General features: G+C 52.1%; 16 protein-coding genes and 3 tRNA genes. 8 read left to right on the plus strand and 11 right to left on the minus strand.

The genetic code is table 11. From position 1 onward, the window contains the following. Positions 1 to 7 precede the first annotated feature (7 nt). Both tsaE and nnr read right to left on the minus strand, forming a co-directional pair. Positions 8 to 469 carry a tRNA (adenosine(37)-N6)-threonylcarbamoyltransferase complex ATPase subunit type 1 TsaE gene (tsaE, locus tag SK32_RS13690; RefSeq protein WP_048212897.1) on the minus strand — a complete coding sequence of 154 codons (462 nt, stop codon included), beginning with the start codon at positions 467 to 469 and terminating at the stop codon, positions 8 to 10. After that, positions 441 to 1,988, minus strand: coding sequence for a bifunctional ADP-dependent NAD(P)H-hydrate dehydratase/NAD(P)H-hydrate epimerase (gene nnr / locus SK32_RS13695; RefSeq protein ID WP_048212898.1), 1,548 nt, complete (start codon positions 1,986 to 1,988; stop codon positions 441 to 443). Before nnr ends, tsaE begins: the two co-directional genes overlap by 29 nt. Between nnr and queG the strand changes: the two genes are divergently transcribed. After that, positions 1,987 to 3,126 carry a tRNA epoxyqueuosine(34) reductase QueG gene (queG, locus tag SK32_RS13700; RefSeq protein WP_048212899.1) on the plus strand — a complete coding sequence of 380 codons (1,140 nt, stop codon included), beginning with the start codon at positions 1,987 to 1,989 and terminating at the stop codon, positions 3,124 to 3,126. The genes nnr and queG overlap by 2 nt on opposite strands. Positions 3,127 to 3,395: 269 nt before the next feature. Here the strand turns inward: queG and SK32_RS13705 are convergent. The 4 genes from SK32_RS13705 to orn form a co-directional block, all read right to left on the minus strand. Continuing rightward, positions 3,396 to 3,471: transfer RNA gene (locus SK32_RS13705), tRNA-Gly, on the minus strand. Positions 3,472 to 3,627: 156 nt separating this feature from the next. After that, positions 3,628 to 3,703, minus strand: a tRNA-Gly gene (locus SK32_RS13710). 37 nt (positions 3,704 to 3,740) lie between these two features. Continuing rightward, positions 3,741 to 3,816 (minus strand) — tRNA-Gly (locus tag SK32_RS13715). Between the two features lie 241 nt (positions 3,817 to 4,057). After that, the gene (orn, locus tag SK32_RS13720; RefSeq protein WP_003839477.1) at positions 4,058 to 4,603 is read right to left on the minus strand and encodes an oligoribonuclease; all 546 of its coding nucleotides are present in this window, start codon (positions 4,601 to 4,603) and stop codon (positions 4,058 to 4,060) included. Positions 4,604 to 4,709: 106 nt separating this feature from the next. Between orn and rsgA the strand changes: the two genes are divergently transcribed. From rsgA to mscM, 3 genes are all read left to right on the plus strand, one after another. Then, a complete protein-coding gene (gene rsgA, locus SK32_RS13725; RefSeq protein ID WP_048212900.1) occupies positions 4,710 to 5,762 on the plus strand; it encodes a small ribosomal subunit biogenesis GTPase RsgA in 1,053 nt (350 codons plus the stop codon). Positions 5,763 to 5,854: 92 nt separating this feature from the next. Continuing rightward, positions 5,855 to 6,823, plus strand: coding sequence for an archaetidylserine decarboxylase (asd, locus tag SK32_RS13730; protein WP_048212901.1), 969 nt, complete (start codon positions 5,855 to 5,857; stop codon positions 6,821 to 6,823). 17 nt (positions 6,824 to 6,840) lie between these two features. Continuing rightward, positions 6,841 to 10,155 (plus strand): miniconductance mechanosensitive channel MscM, encoded by a 3,315-nt coding sequence (gene mscM / locus SK32_RS13735; protein WP_048212902.1) that lies wholly within the window; start codon positions 6,841 to 6,843, stop codon positions 10,153 to 10,155. 89 nt (positions 10,156 to 10,244) lie between these two features. On the opposite strand, the gene SK32_RS13740 is transcribed toward mscM, so the two are convergent. The 4 genes from SK32_RS13740 to epmA all read right to left on the minus strand — a co-directional run bounded on the left by SK32_RS13740 (position 10,245) and on the right by epmA (position 14,328). Next, positions 10,245 to 10,559, minus strand: a complete 315-nt coding sequence (locus SK32_RS13740) for a YjeO family protein (RefSeq protein ID WP_048212903.1) — start codon at positions 10,557 to 10,559, stop codon at positions 10,245 to 10,247. Beyond that, positions 10,560 to 11,273 carry a hypothetical protein gene (locus SK32_RS26255; protein WP_032948365.1) on the minus strand — a complete coding sequence of 238 codons (714 nt, stop codon included), beginning with the start codon at positions 11,271 to 11,273 and terminating at the stop codon, positions 10,560 to 10,562. Positions 11,274 to 11,631: 358 nt separating this feature from the next. Continuing rightward, entirely contained in the window at positions 11,632 to 13,134 is a 1,503-nt protein-coding gene (gene yjeM, locus SK32_RS13750) for a glutamate/gamma-aminobutyrate family transporter YjeM (RefSeq protein WP_048212904.1), read from the minus strand. Between the two features lie 216 nt (positions 13,135 to 13,350). Then, positions 13,351 to 14,328 carry an elongation factor P--(R)-beta-lysine ligase gene (epmA, locus tag SK32_RS13755; RefSeq protein WP_048212905.1) on the minus strand — a complete coding sequence of 326 codons (978 nt, stop codon included), beginning with the start codon at positions 14,326 to 14,328 and terminating at the stop codon, positions 13,351 to 13,353. A 324-nt stretch (positions 14,329 to 14,652) separates the two neighbouring features. Here epmA and frdA point away from each other — a divergent pair, with 324 nt between their 5' ends. From frdA to frdD, 4 genes are read left to right on the plus strand one after another with little or no spacing between them, the layout of a single operon-like run. Beyond that, positions 14,653 to 16,443, plus strand: a complete 1,791-nt coding sequence (frdA, locus tag SK32_RS13760) for a fumarate reductase (quinol) flavoprotein subunit (RefSeq protein WP_048212906.1) — start codon at positions 14,653 to 14,655, stop codon at positions 16,441 to 16,443. Beyond that, the gene (gene frdB / locus SK32_RS13765; protein ID WP_048212907.1) at positions 16,436 to 17,170 is read left to right on the plus strand and encodes a fumarate reductase iron-sulfur protein; all 735 of its coding nucleotides are present in this window, start codon (positions 16,436 to 16,438) and stop codon (positions 17,168 to 17,170) included. Before frdA ends, frdB begins: the two co-directional genes overlap by 8 nt. Positions 17,171 to 17,180: 10 nt before the next feature. Beyond that, positions 17,181 to 17,576, plus strand: a complete 396-nt coding sequence (gene frdC / locus SK32_RS13770; RefSeq protein WP_048212908.1) for a fumarate reductase subunit FrdC — start codon at positions 17,181 to 17,183, stop codon at positions 17,574 to 17,576. Between the two features lie 10 nt (positions 17,577 to 17,586). Continuing rightward, positions 17,587 to 17,946, plus strand: a complete 360-nt coding sequence (gene frdD / locus SK32_RS13775) for a fumarate reductase subunit FrdD (RefSeq protein WP_048212909.1) — start codon at positions 17,587 to 17,589, stop codon at positions 17,944 to 17,946. 41 nt (positions 17,947 to 17,987) lie between these two features. Here the strand turns inward: frdD and ampR are convergent, their stop codons facing one another. After that, on the minus strand, positions 17,988 to 18,863 hold the full coding sequence (gene ampR / locus SK32_RS13780) for a LysR family transcriptional regulator AmpR (protein WP_048212910.1): 876 nt from the start codon (positions 18,861 to 18,863) through the stop codon (positions 17,988 to 17,990). Between the last annotated feature and the right edge of the window lie 22 nt (positions 18,864 to 18,885).

The raw sequence follows: 18,885 nt of genomic DNA on the forward strand, positions 1-18,885 counted from the left end.
CTTAAGGTTAATCGGCTAAACGCGCCAGCAATAATTCACCCGATGAGGAGACTGCACTTACGCGCGCCTCACGACCTTGCGCCTGATATTCAATGTGTATTTCGACGTCCGGGTCTGGTAGTACACCTTTACCTTGTTGCGGCCATTCCACCAGGCAGATGGCATCATTGGCAAAATAATCGCGGATCCCCATAAATTCCAGCTCCTCCGGGTCCGCAAGTCGGTACAGATCGAAGTGATATACCATCAAATTATCGAGCGCATAGGGTTCAACCAGCGTGTAGGTGGGGCTTTTTACATTACCTTTGTGGCCTAACGCCTGCAGGAATCCCCGGCTGAAAGTGGTTTTACCCGCCCCCAGGTCGCCGTACAAATAAATTACCGTCGCGCCGTCACAGGCTTTAGCTACCCGCAGTCCCAGGTCTAAAGTCGCCTGTTCATCAGGTAGTGGAATTACTCGATTCATCATGATAAACGTCAATCACATCAGGGTTAACAATACGCTGTAGCGTGGTAAAGAGATCTGTCGCCAGCATGCCACGCGTACCAAAACGCGCCGCCAGCACATCCGCTGCCGCACCATGCGCAACACATCCCGCACAGGCTGCATCATACGGGGTAAGCTTCTGTCCGAGCAATGCGCCAATAATACCGGAAAGCACATCACCCATTCCGCCGCTGGCCATCCCGGCATTGCCGGTATCAATAATACCCAGCTCAGCCTGTTCAGCAGCAACAACCGTACCCGCGCCTTTCAGCACAACCACGCCTCCGTACCGTTTTACCAGACGTTGCGCACAAAGTAAGCGATCGTCTTCAATTTCTGCAATGGAACAGCCCAGCAGCCGCGCGGCTTCACCAGGATGCGGCGTGATCACGCGATTGTGACGTTTATCGGGATTGATTGCCAGCAGGTTCAGCGCATCCGCATCCCAGAGCATCGGTTTGCGAAAATTCTCTACTTTTTGCAACGCTTTTTTGCCCCACTCCTGCTGACCAAGCCCTGGTCCTATCACTACAACATCCGCCCATGCCAGACACTCTTCCAGAGTCTGCGGCGTCAGCGCATCGACCATCAGTTCTGGTCTGGCAGTCAGAACAGGCGCAATGTTTTCACTGCGCGTCAGCACTTTGACCAGCCCGGCTCCTGCGCGCAGCGCCGCTTCACCGGCCATGCGTATTGCGCCTGCCGTGCCGTGGTCGCCGCCGATAATCACCAGCCGACCGTGGGAGCCTTTGTGTGAGGTGGGACGACGCGGCGTTAGCCAGTGCGCAAGCTGTTGAGCATCAAAACGTTGCAGCGGCGCGTTCTGCCCCGCCAGCCAGTCGTCCAGCCCGAGTGCGTTAACATGCAGACGCCCGGTGACATCGCGTGCTTTACCGGTGAGCAGACCTGGCTTGAGCGCAATAAAGGTAACGGTGTGCGCAGCGTTGATGACAGCCCCCGGCGTCGCCCCTGTCTGCGCCAGTAGGCCGGATGGAATGTCGATTGCGATTGTAGGGGCTGGGTGGCTATTGGCACGTTCGATCAACGCCGGGAGAGGTTCACGCGGCGCGTTTTTTAAGCCAGTACCTGACAGCGCATCAATAATGACGTCCACGCTGTCTGGCCAGTTAATATCCGCAGCATGAATCACGCCACCGGCGTTAAGCCAGGCGTCGTGCGCCTGCCGCGCTTCCTCGGGGAGCGGTTTATCACTCTCGAGCGCCAGCAACGTGACTTCAAGCCCCAGCGCTTTGGCAAGCCTTGCCACCACGTAACCATCACCGCCGTTGTTGCCATGACCGCAGAGCACCAGCCAGTGTTGGGCATTCGGATAGGCCTCGCGGGTGACCTGAAACGCCGCCTCTCCCGCCCGTTGCATCAGCTCATACAACGTCAGCCCTAAACTGTCTGCCGCCTCTCGCTCCATCCGCCTGATGTCATCGGCGTGCCAGATGGAGTGTGGTATACTTGCGGGGTTTTTCTTCATTGTATGGTCCGTCATGTCAGAGCCCCTCGATCTCAATCAGTTAGCGCAAAATATTAAGCAGTGGGGGCTGGAGCTTGGCTTTCAGCAGGTCGGTATTGCCGATACCGACCTCAGCGAAGCGGAGCCCAAACTGCAGGCCTGGCTGGATAAACAATACCACGGCGAGATGGACTGGATGGCCCGTCACGGCATGATGCGCGCCCGACCTCACGAATTATTACCCGGTACGCTACGCGTCATCAGCGTACGTATGAACTATCTGCCTGCTAATGCCGCCTTTGCCAGCACGTTGAAAAACCCCTCACTCGGTTACGTCAGCCGTTACGCGCTTGGGCGCGACTACCATAAGCTACTGCGTAACCGCTTAAAAAAGCTGGGGGAGAGGATTCAACAGCACTGCGTTTCGCTGAATTTTAGACCTTTTGTCGATTCCGCGCCCATTCTTGAGCGTCCTTTGGCGGAAAAAGCCGGACTTGGCTGGACAGGTAAGCACTCACTTATTCTCAATCGCGAGGCGGGTTCATTTTTCTTCCTCGGGGAATTACTGATCGACGTGCCTCTGCCGGTCGATAAGCCAGTCGAAGAAGGATGCGGGAAATGTGTTGCCTGTATGACCATCTGTCCCACCGGGGCCATCGTGGAACCCTACACGGTAGACGCACGCCGCTGTATCTCGTATCTCACTATCGAACTGGAAGGTGCTATCCCGGAAGAATTTCGTCCCTTGATGGGCAATAGAATTTACGGCTGCGATGATTGCCAGCTCATTTGCCCGTGGAACCGCTATTCACAGTTGACGACAGAGGATGACTTCAACCCGCGCAAGCAGCTTCATGCTCCAGAGTTAATAGCGCTGTTTAGCTGGAGCGAAGCGTGGTTTTTAAAAGTCACGGAAGGTTCTGCCATTCGCCGTATTGGCCACCTGCGCTGGCTGCGAAATATCGCCGTTGCGTTGGGTAATGCCCCATGGGATGACGCGGTTATTCACGCTCTGGAAAGTCGCAGAGGTGAGCACCCACTTCTCGACGAACACATAGACTGGGCGGTTGCTCAGCAAATTGAGAAGCGAAATGCCTGCGTAGTTGAGGTGCAGTTACCGAAGAAACAACGTTTGGTCAGGGTCATTGAAAAGGGTCTGCCGCGCGACGCGTAAGTCATCCACAGCTTGTGTATAAAAATAAAAACACATTGATATTCAAGAGGGAAAAAATCGTCAAGTGATCGCATTAACAATTTGAAATGATAATTAGTTCAATAATTTCAAATAGTTAAAATGATACTATTCACCCAGCGAAGTTTTTTGTATTCCAGGAATAATACCCGAGCCTGTGGATAAGTCTGTTTACAAAAGTATGTCAATGACGAAACAAAACGTCCCCAACGCGATTATTCGTTGTGGATATTTTTATTGGGGTAAGAATTTGGAGCGGGAAACGAGACTCGAACTCGCGACCCCGACCTTGGCAAGGTCGTGCTCTACCAACTGAGCTATTCCCGCATAATCTTCGTCTTTCGAACCGCTACTGCGTTGGCTGCCTTCATTCACCTGAGTCACTTACTTCAGTAAGCTCCTAAGGACTCATTCAGTTGCCGCCTTGTCGCAATTCGAAATCCTGCGATTGGTGGTCTGTGCTTTATAAGCACTTTCAAATTTTGGAGCGGGAAACGAGACTCGAACTCGCGACCCCGACCTTGGCAAGGTCGTGCTCTACCAACTGAGCTATTCCCGCTTGGGTGTGTCTTTGCTTTACAAGCATTTTCAAATTTTGGAGCGGGAAACGAGACTCGAACTCGCGACCCCGACCTTGGCAAGGTCGTGCTCTACCAACTGAGCTATTCCCGCAAATCTGTACTGCTTTTGTTGCTGCCGTAACGCGTAATTCTCTGTCGTTACGGGAGGCGCATTATACGAGAAATCCGTTTAGCTGCAACCCCCCGAAAAGCGATTTTCTCATTTTTCTGTTTAAGTGCTGAATTTATCGGCAAGTCGTCTAATTTAGCGACAATTCTGCCTCAGTGCAAGCTCACAGGAACGATATTCGTAAGCCGGGTAAGGCGTAGCCGCCACCCGGCAATCCACAAAATCAAAGCTTAATGAAATGTTCGCGATAGTAAGCAAGCTCGGCAACCGATTCACGAATATCGTCCATCGCCTGATGCGTTCCCTGCTTGGTGAAGCCAGCCAGGATTTCCGGCTTCCAACGACGCGCCAGTTCTTTGAGCGTGCTGACGTCCAGATAGCGATAATGGAAATACGCCTCCAGCTCCGGCATGTATTTAAACAAGAAGCGGCGATCCTGGCCGATGCTGTTGCCACAGATAGGTGATTTCCCTTCCGGAACCCACTCTTTTAAAAAGGCCAGCGTCGCCAGTTCGGCTTCACGATCGCCCATGGTGCTCGCTTTTACGCGTTCCACCAGCCCACTTCCGGTATGCGTACGTACGTTCCAGTCATCCATTAACGCCAGTTGCTCATCAGACTGATGCACCGCAATTGTCGGTCCTTCAGCCAGGATATTCAGGTTGGCATCAGTCACTAGCGTAGCGATCTCAATAATGCGATCGCGCTCGGGATCCAGACCTGTCATCTCCAGATCGATCCAAATCAGGTTGTTTTCATTGGCACTCATGCTATTTTCCACCCTTCAGACGTCACATTCAGTGTGACTATATTCATCTAAAATTGCGTGTATCATAAATGTTTTGCCCATTATGGGCGACCAGGAGCCAGTCCGATTGAGTAAGAATAAACTCTCCAAAGGCCAACAGCGCCGCGTGAACGCCAATCACCAGCGTCGTCTTAAAACGTCCGCGGAGAAGCCCGACTACGACGACAACCTGTTTGGCGAGACCGCTGAAGGCATCGTTATCAGCCGTTTTGGCATGCATGCCGACGTAGAATCTGCTGACGGGGAAATTCACCGTTGCAACATCCGCCGTACCATTCGTTCGCTGGTTACCGGCGATCGTGTAGTCTGGCGTCCGGGTAAAGCGGCAGCAGAGGGCGTGAATGTTAAAGGGATCGTTGAGGCGGTACATGAGCGTATCTCAGTACTCACTCGCCCGGACTTTTACGACGGGGTGAAACCCATTGCGGCCAACATCGATCAAATCGTAATTGTCTCAGCCATCTTACCTGAGCTGTCACTGAATATTATCGACCGCTATCTGGTGGCTTGCGAAACCTTGCACGTAGAGCCCATCATCGTACTCAACAAAATTGATCTGCTGGACGACGAAGGTATGGCCTTCGTTAACGAGCAGATGGATATTTATCGCCACATTGGTTATCGCGTGTTGATGGTCTCAAGCCGCACTAAAGACGGCCTGAAACCGCTTGAAAAAGCGTTAACCGATCGCATCAGCATTTTCGCCGGTCAGTCGGGCGTAGGTAAATCCAGCCTGCTCAATAATCTTCTCGGCCTGCAGGAAGAGATCCTGACCAATGATGTCTCCGACAACTCTGGTCTTGGGCAGCACACCACAACAGCTTCTCGCCTGTACCACTTCCCTCACGGCGGCGATGTCATCGACTCCCCCGGTGTACGTGAGTTTGGGCTGTGGCATCTTGAACCGGAACAAATCACTGATGGCTTTGTCGAATTTCATGACTATTTAGGTCATTGCAAGTACCGCGACTGTAAACATGATGCAGATCCGGGCTGTGCAATTCGTGAAGCTGTCGAGGAAGGGAAAATTGCTGAGGTTCGGTTTGAAAATTATCACCGCATCCTGGAAAGCATGGCGCAGGTAAAAACGCGTAAAAACTTTTCTGATACAGACGACTGACAACTAAGCTAAGCATCGCTAGAATCGTCCCCCTTTTTTCAGGATCCGGCCCATATGCCGGATCGGGAACAAATTATGGCCTGGAGGCTACCTTGTTAAACTCATTTAAGCTTTCGCTACAATACATTCTGCCGAAACTATGGCTCACTCGCCTGGCGGGTTGGGGTGCGAGCAAACGAGCGGGATGGCTGACTAAACTGGTTATCGATCTGTTCGTGAAATACTACAAGGTCGATATGAAAGAGGCGCAAAAGCCGGACACTGCCAGCTATCGCACCTTTAACGACTTCTTTGTTCGCCCGCTGCGCGACGATGCTCGCCCGATTAATACCGATCCAAACGTACTGGTCATGCCCGCTGACGGCGTGATCAACCAGTTAGGCAACATCGAAGAAGACAAATTGCTGCAGGCTAAAGGGCATAGCTATACCCTTGAAGCGCTGCTGGCTGGCAACTACCAGATGGCTGACAAATTCCGCAACGGTACGTTTGTGACCACTTACTTATCTCCACGCGATTACCACCGTGTACACATGCCGTGTAACGGTATCCTGCGTGAAATGATGTATGTGCCGGGCGATCTCTTCTCTGTGAACATCCTGACCGCGCAGAACGTGCCGAACCTGTTTGCCCGCAACGAACGTGTTATTTGCCTGTTTGATACCGAATTCGGCCCGATGGTGCAGATTCTGGTCGGCGCGACCATCGTCGGCAGCATTGAAACCGTATGGGCTGGCACCATTACCCCACCGCGTGAAGGCGTGATCAAACGCTGGACATGGCCGGAAGGCGAAAGCGAAGGGTCGGTGGCGCTGTTGAAAGGTCAGGAAATGGGCCGCTTTAAACTCGGTTCCACCGTCATCAACCTGTTCGCACCTGGCAAAGTTAACCTGGTTGAGCAGTTGCAGGATCTTTCCGTGACCAAAATCGGCCAACCAATGGCCATCTCGACCGAGACTTTCGTGACGCCAGAGGCAGAACCGGCCCCGCTGGCGAAAGAAGAGATCGAAGCAGAACACGACGCCAGCCCGCTGGTTGACGACAAAAAAGACGAAAGTTAAACATAGGAATCGCTGCTGTGCGCCTGATTATCACTTTTCTGATGGCCTGGTGCCTCAGCCTGGGGGCGTACGCTGCGACGGCCCCCGATGCCAAACAACTCACCCAGGAACTGGAGCAGGCAAAAGCGGCAAAACCCGCTCAGCCAGAAACCGTCGAGGCGCTCCAGTCCGCGCTGAATGCCCTTGAGGAGCGTAAAGGCTCTCTCGAGCGCGCCCAGCAATATCAGCAGATTATTGATAACTTCCCCAAGCTGTCCGCAACGTTACGCGCACAGCTTAGTAACCTGCGCGATGAACCGCGCAATGTGCCAACCGGACTCACTACCGATGCGTTAAACCAGGAGATCCTCCAGGTTAGCAGCCAACTGCTGGAAAAGAGTCGTCAGGCCCAGCAGGAGCAGGATCGCGCCCGGGAAATCGCCGACTCGTTAAGCCAACTTCCTCAGCAACAAACCGATGCTCGCCGCCAGTTAAATGATATTGAGCGACGCCTGGGTACAGCTAACAGTAACTCAGCGCTCAATCAGGCGATGCAGGCGGAATCCGCCAAACTCAAAGCCCAGGTCGATGAACTGGAGCTGGCGCAGCTTTCCGCAAACAACCGCCAGGAACTGGCGCGAATGCGCTCCGAACTGGCAGAAAAGCAGAGCCAACAACTCGACGCTTATCTGCAAGCATTACGCAACCAACTCAACAGCCAGCGCCAGCGTGAAGCCGAACGTGCGCTGGAGAGCACGGAACTGTTGGCAGAAAACAGCGCAGGATTGCCGGAAGGCATCATTGACCAGTTTAAAGTTAACCGCGAACTGTCTCAGGCCTTAAACCAGCAGGCGCAGCGTATGGACCTGGTTGCCTCGCAACAGCGTCAGGCCGCCAGCCAAACGTTACAGGTGCGCCAGGCATTGAATACGCTGCGAGAGCAGTCCCAGTGGCTGGGGGTCTCAAATATGCTGGGAGAAGCGCTGCGCGCGCAGGTATCCCGTTTACCGGAAATGCCCAAGCCCCAGCAGTTGGATACCGAAATGGCGCAGCTACGCGTACACCGTATGCGCTATGAGGATCTCCTCAATAAACAGCCGCAATTGCGTCAGATTCATCAGGCCGATGGACAACCGCTAACGGCTGAACAGAGCAGCATTCTCAACGCCCAGCTACGCACTCAGCGTGAGCTGTTGAACTCTTTGTTACAGGGCGGCGATACGCTGATCCTTGAGCTGACCAAGCTCAAGGTCTCCAACAGCCAGTTGGAAGATGCGCTCAAAGAGGTCAACGAAGCAACGCACCGCTATCTGTTCTGGACGTCAGACGTCAGTCCCATCTCGCTCTCCTGGCCTGTCGACATCGTTCAGGATCTGCGGCGTTTGATCTCATTAGATACGTTTAATCAGTTGGGTAAAGCCAGCATCATGATGCTGACCAGCAAAGAAACACTATTGCCGCTTTTCGCAGCATTGGTGCTGGTTGGCTTTAGCCTCTCTTCGCGCAAGCACTTCACCCGTTTCCTTGAACGCTCGTCAGCGCGGGTTGGGAAAGTTACCCAGGACCACTTCTGGCTGACGATACGCACGGTATTCTGGTCGATACTCGTCGCCTCACCGCTGCCGGTGCTGTGGGCAACGCTCGGTTACGGGTTGCAGGAAGCTTGGCCTTACCCGCTGGCTGTTGCTATCGGCGATGGCGTTACCGCCACGGTGCCTATGCTATGGGCGGTAATGATTTGCGCCACCTTTGCGCGTCCCAACGGTCTGTTCATTGCCCACTTTGGCTGGCCACGTAACCGCGTCGCGAAGGCCATGCACTATTACCTGATGAGTATCGGGCTGATTGTCCCGCTGATCATGGCGGTGATTATGTTTGATAACCTCAATGACCGGGAATTCTCCGCCTCACTGGGACGTCTGTGCTTTATCCTGATTTGCGGAGCGCTGGCGATCGTAACCCTGAGCCTGAAACGCGCCGGCATACCACTGTATCTCGACAAAGAAGGCAATGGCGACAACATGGTCAACAGCATGCTGTGGAATATGCTGATGGGTGCACCACTGATTGCTATTCTCGCGGCAGCTGTGGGCTACCTGGCAACATCACAAGCCCTGCTGGCGCGCCTGGAGACTTCGGTAGCAATTTGGTTCTTGTTACTGGTGGTCTATCACGTCATCCGCCGTTGGATGCTTATCCAACGTCGCCGTCTGGCATTCGATCGTGCCAAGCATCGACGCGCCGAAATGCTGGCGCAACGCGCGCGCGGTGAGGAAGAGCCGCCACACTCAACCAGCCTCGAAGGAGCCGTTGATGTTGACGAAAGCGAAGTGGATCTTGATGCAATCAGCGCACAATCATTGCGCCTGGTGCGTTCTATCCTGATGCTCATCGCCCTGCTTTCGGTTATCGTGCTGTGGTCAGAAATTCATTCCGCTTTCGGCTTCCTGGAAAATATCTCACTATGGGATGTCACCTCCACGGTGCAGGGCGTGGAAAGTTTAGAGCCCATTACACTGGGTGCGGTGTTAATTGCGATTCTGGTGTTTATCATCACGACGCAGTTGGTGCGAAACCTGCCCGCATTGCTGGAGCTGGCGTTGCTGCAGCACCTGGATTTAACCCCCGGCACCGGTTATGCCATCACCACCATCACCAAATATCTGCTGATGCTGATTGGCGGTTTGGTTGGCTTCTCGATGATCGGTATTGAGTGGTCCAAACTGCAGTGGCTGGTGGCGGCTCTCGGTGTCGGGCTAGGCTTTGGCTTGCAGGAGATCTTCGCCAACTTTATTTCCGGCCTGATCATCCTGTTTGAAAAACCAATCCGTATTGGCGACACGGTGACCATTCGCGATCTCACCGGTAGCGTGACGAAAATTAATACCCGTGCCACCACTATCAGCGACTGGGACCGCAAAGAGATCATCGTACCCAACAAAGCCTTTATCACCGAACAGTTTATCAACTGGTCGCTATCCGATTCGGTTACCCGTGTGGTGTTAACCATCCCGGCACCGTCGGAGGCTAACAGCGAGGAGGTTACGCAGATCCTGCTGACTGCCGCACATCGTTGCTCGCTGGTTATCGATAACCCGGCGCCAGAAGTCTTCCTGGTTGACCTGCAACAAGGAATTCAAATCTTCGAACTGCGTATTTATGCCGCTGAAATGGGGCATCGCATGCCGCTGCGCCATGAAATCCACCAACTGATTCTGGCAGGCTTCCGCGAGCACGGTATTGATATGCCGTTCCCACCGTTCCAGATGCGTCTGGAGAGCCTCGGCGGTAAGCAAACGGGGAGAACGTTAAGTTCTGCGGGCAGAGGCAGTCGCCCGGCGGGAAGTTTGTAATACCTGAGTAGCCCGGACGAGGGGCGCTAGCACCGACGCCGGGGAAATCCCGGCGTCACTACGTTAGGCCGGGCTACCAGACTATTGGATTACAGGCAGAACTGGTATCGCAGGAAGAAGCGCCATAGCCAAAAGCAAACCAATACCGTCACCGTCAGTAACTGCCAGAAACTACGCTGCTTCCTGTATGCAATGACATAGATATAGGGAATAAAAAGCGGGAGCGTGAAGATAATACCAGCATCACGGATATCATCACTTTCAACATAGGTCATCAGGTCACAAATATTATTAACCCCCAGCCCATCGATAAACCTCTCTTTATCCTGGGTAGAGAAAATAATAATCAGAACGAAACTTACTGTTCCCCAGATAACATTCAGCGATATGGCTTTCGAATTCATTCATCCTCCTCGCATAATTTCCATTATTGCTGTCTTTTTCTCAATAATTCGCCGCCCATACTCACTGTATTCACGCTGTTTAGTACCAACCGGAGCAGAAATAGAATCAGTAATGCTTTGAATTTCTCGTTGGGTACCACGATTATATCTTGAACCAATAATAATAATTTGCTCATCGGTAAGATGAGCAGTATCTTTCCCAGGGTAACTTAACATAATAAGATCGCGCAAATGAAACGCGACAACCCGAATATTAAAGCGATTATCCAGCAGACAATTCGATAGCTGAAACTGCTCAAAAGAGGTCAACTTATCGGGCCTGATGCCCATCGTGCTAGCGGCCACACCCAGCTGTATTGCGATAGAACCAACTGAAGTAGCATTAGATAAGGCCTTATCCTCCCTTCGCGAGATAGTTTCCAGAATTTGTCTGACTTGTAATACACCCACTGACTTAAATCTTTCTGGCGTCCCCCCCACCTCTGCTGCAGCGACACCAGCCAACAACAATAGAGGGATTTGGGCTTCCTCAGCCGATTTTTTTAGCATATTTCTATGATAAACTAACCATGCTGTTTTATATATCCATAAATGTGCAGTCCCTGTATCAAAACGCCAATTTGTTGGAAGAGTTTTCCAACGAAGAAAATCCACACCATTCCAATGTGGAAAACCATAGCTGTCGACCTTACAGAAAATAACCGAATCACGCATGTCACTGTCCTTAGCTTAAAAGATAAGTAAACCACTGGATACTACATTAAGCGAGAAACAGAAACATAAAATATCAAAAACATTTAAAGCAATTGATTAAAGATATAATTCACAGTAAATAGCATTTATCTAAAAAATAATTACAACACTAATCTATCGTCCATAAATACCATATTATTTATGGACGATGTGTATGAGTAATAACGTCGCTAACACTCGCACCGGGAAATCCCGGCGTCACTGCGTTAGGCCGGGCTACAGTGTGGGTCTTGTAGGCCTGATAAGCGTAGCGCCATCAGGCAATTCGATACTGATTGCCGGATGGCGGCATTGCCTTATCCGGCCTACACGGCCCAATTTACTCTGTCACCAGAACCGGCTGACGGTCAACGCGGCGGCTGTAGTTCTGATAAATCGCCATCGCCAGCAGCGAGAAGAAGATCGGGCCGCCGGTCATCCACAAGGCACTGTTCCAGTCCCCGGCTTCAATTACCGGCTGGATGATGGTGAACACGTTGGCAAACGTCACCACCAGAACGACCACACCCGTTGCCAGCAGCGTCGCCGCTCGGGTTTTAAAGACCACAAACGGTCTTTCCAGACCCGGACGGGCTTTAAAGAACGGAAACGCCAGTGCCAGGAACAGATACGGCAGCGTCATGGAGACGTTCGCCATCAGCGTCAGTTTGTTATAGAACGCTGACGCCGTATCGCCACCAAATGAAACCAACAGGATAAACAGGCTCACCAGCAGGCACTGTAACCACATTGCCGTCGTCGGCATCCCTACGGCATTCAGTTTGGTCATCGGCGCGGGCCACAACGCCTTCGGCGTACCCTGAATAATCGCTTTCAACGGCGAGTAGCTAAGGGTAAAAAAAGCACCGGTATAGGCAAGGAACATCGAAAGCCCGGTAATACGTGCAAACCATACACCCATCACCATCGCGGTCTCAGGGGAAAGATGCAGCGCATTACCCAACGTCATCCCGAGGCTCTTCATCAGGATATAAGTAATATTGCCGAGGTTGACCGAGCTATTGCTTAATACCTGCTGCCAGTTGGTGCTAACGCCCCATAAAAAGATGGCCAGCGAATAACCCACAGAAATGACAATAGCGGCAAAAACAATGCCTTTAGCAAAGTTCTTTTCTGGTTTTTCTGTTTTATCAACCAGTCCCCCTACAGCTTCAATTCCGCCATAAGCAAAAATGGCAAACACAACAAATGACAACATTGCCAGCCCGGACTGATATCCGGGATTAGGTGAGGAGATGAAATTAATATCCTGTGCAAAGTGGCCACCAGTTAATAACAAAATAGCGACACTCACTAACAACAGAACTAAATTAAGACACATTACGGCAATTCCGCCTACTGCCGTAATACGCGCAATCTTATTAATACCCCGGGATGCCACACAGGTCACCAGAATCATCCAGCCAACAGCGAGCAGTCCGACGACTTGCGTAGGCTCAAGCCCCACGATACGCCAGTGCTGGGTCATGTCTGCGCCAAATAAGAAGGTTGAAAAAGGTACCCAGACTTTCGCGGCAGTACTGACCATCCAGATAACATAGGAGGAGAACCACATAAAGGTGCCGATAAAGGCATAGCGAGGTCCAACGCTATTATTCATCCACGAATAGATTCCACCCTCTTCTTTCCGATAGGCAGAACCCATTTCCGCCATCATTAAAGCAAATGGAATAAAGAATAATAATGCAGAAAATACATACCATGGAATAGCACTGTATCCCATTAAATAGAAAGCCGAAGGGCTATTGGCAAATCCAAAAACTGACGTAAATATCATAAGGATGAGACCTGGCAGGCTCATCTTCTTTATTGTTTGGGTCATTCAACTATCCCTTACTCTGGCAAACGTTTCGCAAACGCCGCTCACCGATTGGCACCGCTCTCTTTGCAGAGTTCAGCAATTAAAAATCAACACAGAATTGATACCTAAACGATATCAGATATCCAGATGTAAATTGTGGCCATTAGAGGGAAAGTGAAAAAATGTGCTACAAAGTGGCGGTTTTATCGCCACTTTGTATTGTAGAGGGATAACCCGTTATGCACGATCGACGGTAAAGGCGATAACGTCAGCCAGACTCTCAGCGCCCAGCGCCAGCATCACCAGACGGTCAACACCCAGCGCCACGCCAGAGCAATCCGGCATCCCAACCTTCAACGCTTCAAGCAGGTTGGTGTCAATAGGCTGCTGCGGCAGGCCGCGCGCGGCACGCTTACGATTATCCTGCTCGAATCGTTGCTGCTGTTCACGTGCATCAGTCAACTCATGGAAACCATTCGCTAGCTCAATACCTTTGTAATAAACCTCGAAACGTTCAGCCACGCGATGATCTTCGGTACTGATTTGTGCCAGTGACGCCTGACTGGCCGGGAAATGGTACACAAACGTCGGTTTGTCTTTGCCAATATGCGGCTCGACGCCCATCGTAAACAGCAGTTGCAGCAAGGTATCCCGGTCCTCTTCAGTATCCGCGATATTGCTGAGATCCAGCTTCGCCGCCACTTCCCGCAGTTGGGTTTTATCCGCAGACAGCGGGTCAATCTCCAGATGACGCTGGAAAGCTTGCTGGTAAGAAAGGCTTTCGGCAGGTGAACAGTCCAGCACTTGCTGCAGCAAATCATCCACTTCGTTCATCAGGCGATACATGTCGTAGTGTGGGCGATACCACTCAAGCATGGTGAACTCAGGATTATGATGACGTCCCATCTCTTCATTACGGAAGCTGCGACATAGCTGATACACCGGGCCACATCCTGCGACCAGCAGGCGCTTCATATGGTATTCCGGGCTGGTCATTAAATAGAGGTTCATCCCCTGGGAATGACCAGGGCCAACGAAACGCGTTTCGAACGGGAACAGGTGGATGTCCGTTACCGTCGCCTGACTCATGCAAGGTGTCTCAACCTCAAGCACTCCACGATCGGCAAAAAAGCGACGAATCTCCGCTATAATTGCTGCACGTTTTAACAGATTGGGGATGGACGCGCTCGGCTGCCAGGTTGCCGTTTCGCTCATGGTTGTTTCTCCGATTTCAGACAAGGGCACGAAGTCTACTCGTATCGCGCTAGCGAGACAAATTTCACGCGGGAATAATAAACACTGGCTGGCGGGTAAAAAAAGCAACATTGGGTGGTTTAGTAATTAAATTAATCAAATTCAATGATAATTCAGCCCTCTGATACGCTAAAAAAATCGAACACGTCAAATTTCCCTCACATCCCTAAGACTATACTATTGTACCTATAAAGGAGCAGTGGAAACGCGTTCATAACCTGTTTGAATCCGATTAAGCATCTGAATTCGGGCGGGGATGAAATAACAACAATCTGGAGGAATGTCGTGCAAACCTTTCAAGCCGATCTTGCCATTATAGGCGCCGGTGGCGCGGGATTGCGTGCAGCAATTGCTGCCGCACAAGCAAATCCCAACGCTAAAATCGCACTGATCTCAAAAGTGTACCCAATGCGCAGCCATACCGTTGCTGCCGAAGGCGGCTCTGCTGCTGTCGCGCAGGATCATGACAGCTTTGACTACCATTTTCACGATACGGTAGCAGGCGGAGACTGGCTGTGTGAGCAGGATGTCGTGGATTACTTTGTCCACCACTGCCCAACTGAAATGACGCAACTGGAACAATGGGGCTGCCCATGGAGCCGCCGTGAAGACGGTAGCGTCAACGTACGTCGCTTCGGCGGCATGAAAATCGAGCGTACCTGGTTTGCCGCGGATAAAACCGGCTTCCACATGCTGCATACGCTGTTCCAAACTTCTTTGCAGTTCCCGCAAATTCAGCGCTTTGATGAACACTTCGTTCTGGATATCCTGGTGGACGACGGTCATGCTCGCGGCCTGGTCGCCATGAACATGATGGAAGGCACCCTGGTACAAATCCGTGCTAACGCAGTCGTGATGGCAACGGGCGGCGCGGGTCGTGTTTACCGTTACAACACCAACGGCGGCATCGTAACCGGCGACGGTATGGGCATGGCGCTGAGCCACGGCGTTCCGCTGCGTGATATGGAATTCGTTCAATATCACCCAACAGGTCTGCCTGGTTCCGGTATCCTGATGACTGAAGGCTGCCGTGGTGAAGGTGGTATTCTGGTCAACAAAAATGGCTACCGTTATCTGCAAGACTACGGCATGGGTCCAGAAACTCCGCTGGGCGAGCCGAAAAACAAATACATGGAACTCGGTCCGCGTGACAAAGTTTCTCAGGCTTTCTGGCACGAATGGCGTAAAGGCAACACCATCTCCACCCCACGTGGCGATGTTGTTCACCTCGACCTGCGCCATCTCGGCGAGAAAAAACTGCTCGAACGTTTACCGTTCATCTGCGAACTGGCGAAAGCCTACGTGGGTGTCGATCCGGTTAAAGAACCGATCCCGGTACGCCCGACCGCACACTACACCATGGGCGGTATCGAAACCGATCAGCACTGCGAAACCCGTATTAAAGGTCTGTTCGCGGTGGGTGAATGTTCCTCTGTTGGTCTGCACGGCGCTAACCGTCTGGGCTCTAACTCCCTGGCGGAACTGGTGGTCTTCGGTCGTATGGCCGGTGAACAAGCTGCGGAACGCGCTGCAACAGCTGGCGCTGCAAACAGTGCAGCTCTTGATGCACAGGTTGCTGGCGTTGAAAAACGTCTGAAAGATCTGGTTAACCAGGAAGGTAACGAAAACTGGTCTAAGATCCGTGACGAAATGGGTATCTCCATGGAAGAAGGTTGCGGCATCTACCGTACACCGGAACTCATGCAGAAAACCGTTGATAAGCTGGCGGAACTGCAGGAGCGCTTCAAGCGCGTACGTATCACTGATACTTCCAGCGTATTCAACACCGACCTGCTGTACACCATTGAACTGGGTCACGGCCTGAACGTTGCCGAATGTATGGCGCACTCCGCGCTGGCACGTAAAGAATCCCGCGGCGCGCACCAGCGTCTGGATGAAGGCTGCACCGAGCGTGACGACGTGAACTTCCTCAAACATACCCTCGCCTTCCGCGATGCTGACGGCACGACTCGCCTGGAATACAGCGACGTGAAAATCACCACTCTGCCACCGGCTAAACGTGTTTACGGTGGCGAAGCGGAAGCAGCCGATAAGAAGGAGAAGGCGAATGGCTGAGTTGAAAAACCTGAAAGTTGAGGTGGTGCGCTATAACCCGGAAACCGATACTGCGCCGCACAGTGCTTTCTATGAAGTTCCTTATGATGAAACCACGTCTCTGCTGGATGCGTTGGGCTACATCAAAGATAACCTGGCACCAGACCTGAGCTATCGCTGGTCCTGCCGTATGGCAATTTGCGGCTCTTGCGGCATGATGGTCAACAACGTGCCGAAACTGGCGTGCAAAACCTTCCTGCGTGATTACACCAACGGTATGAAGGTTGAAGCACTGGGCAACTTCCCGATTGAACGCGATCTGGTCGTCGATATGACGCACTTCATCGAAAGTCTGGAAGCGATCAAGCCGTATATCATTGGTAACCCGCGTACTCCGGATCAGGGACCAAACACCCAGACTCCGGCGCAGATGGCGAAATATCATCAGTTCTCCGGTTGCATCAACTGCGGTCTGTGTTACGCCGCGTGTCCGCAGTTCGGCCTGAACCCTGAGTTCATTGGACCGGCTGCAATTACGCTGGCGCATCGCTATAACGAAGATAGCCGCGACCACGGCAAGAAGGAGCGTATGGCTCAGTTGAACAGCCCGAACGGCGTCTGGACCTGTACTTTCGTGGGCTACTGCTCCGAAGTCTGCCCGAAACACGTCGATCCGGCTGCGGCCATTCAGCAGGGTAAAGTTGAAAGTTCAAAAGACTTTCTTATCGCTACCCTGAAACCACGCTAAGGAGTGCATGATGACGACTAAACGCAAACCCTATGTGCGGCCGATGACGTCCACCTGGTGGAAAAAGCTGCCATTTTATCGTTTTTACATGCTGCGCGAAGGCACGGCAGTTCCGGCAGTCTGGTTCAGTATTGAACTGATTTTCGGCCTGTTTGCTCTGAAGCATGGTGCTGAGTCCTGGATGGGCTTTGTCGGCTTTTTGCAAAACCCGGTGGTGGTCATCCTCAACCTGGTTGTCCTGGCTGCAGCACTGCTGCATACCAAAACCTGGTTTGAGCTGGCGCCGAAAGCCGCCAACATCATCGTAAAAGACGAAAAAATGGGGCCAGAGCCGATCATCAAAGGTCTCTGGGTAGTTACTGCGGTAGTGACCGTAGTCATACTGTATGTAGCCCTGTACTGGTAAGGAGTCCGGGATGATTAATCCAAATCCAAAACGCTCTGACGAACCTGTATTCTGGGGTCTGTTTGGTGCAGGTGGTATGTGGGGCGCAATCATTGCGCCGGTAGTGGTTCTGCTGGTTGGTATTATGCTGCCGCTGGGTCTGTTCCCGGGCGATGCGCTGAGCTATGAGCGCATTATGGCATTTGCCCAGAGCTTCATCGGACGTGCGTTTCTGTTCCTGATGATCGTTCTGCCGCTGTGGTGTGGTTTACACCGTATGCACCACGCTATGCATGACCTGAAAATCCACGTGCCTGCTGGCAAATGGGTATTCTACGGCCTGGCTGCTATCCTGACCGTTGTAACAGCGATTGGCATTCTGACTATCTAATCGCAGCTGTTACCTATTGGGCCCGCCACTGGCGGGCCTTTTTATTTGTGCAATACGCCGATCAGCCAACGAGAAAACTCGCGCATCGCAGGTGTCTCCGGGCGAGATTGCAAACGCGTTATCCAGTAACTCCCCAGATCAATCTGCGTTAAAAACGGCTGTACGATACGCTCACTACTGAGTAAATGCGTGAACATTCTGACCGGGGCGATTGCCACACCAATCCCCGCCTGCGCGGCTTCCAGCATGGTGACCGACGAGTCAAACACCACCACGTTGTGCGTCGGTGACGGCGGCGCTTCTCCAGCGGCCTGCATCCACAGCGCCCATTCATCACGACGATACGATCGTAATAGCGGAAATTTCAGGATATCTGCAGGAGTCTGAATCTGAGAGGCCAGCTCGGGTGAACAAAGCGGAGACATCAGCGCGCTACATAAATATTGCGCATCAGTATCGTGCCAGGCTCCCCCTCCGTAGCGAATGGTATAATCCAGCCCCTCTGCAGCAGGATCAACACGGTTATTATGCGTGGAAATCTGTAAATCGATATACGGATAACACCGTTTAAAATCGTGTAGAAGTGGGAAAAGGCAACCCACCGCAAAAGTGCCCACCACACCAATTTTCAGTTTTTCCTGAGCCTGGTTACCGGCAAAACGGTCTAACATCGCAGCCATACGATCGAAAGAGTCATTAAGTACAGGTAACAGACTTTCACCTTCTGTCGTGAGCATCAGGCCCCGTGAAACGCGAATAAAGAGCTGACAATTCAGCTGTTGTTCCAACGCTTTCACATGCTGGCTGATGGCAGAATGCGTCACGTTAAGCTCAATTGCTGCGCGGGTAAAGCTGAGATGCCTGGCGGCCGCTTCAAAAGCCCGCAGAGAATTAAGTGGGATATAGCTACGCGTCATCATCTAACCTGTTAGAAAAACT

The sequence above is a fragment of the Citrobacter sp. MGH100 genome (genome assembly GCF_001034465.1).
Classification (GTDB): Bacteria; Pseudomonadota; Gammaproteobacteria; order Enterobacterales; family Enterobacteriaceae; genus Citrobacter; species Citrobacter youngae.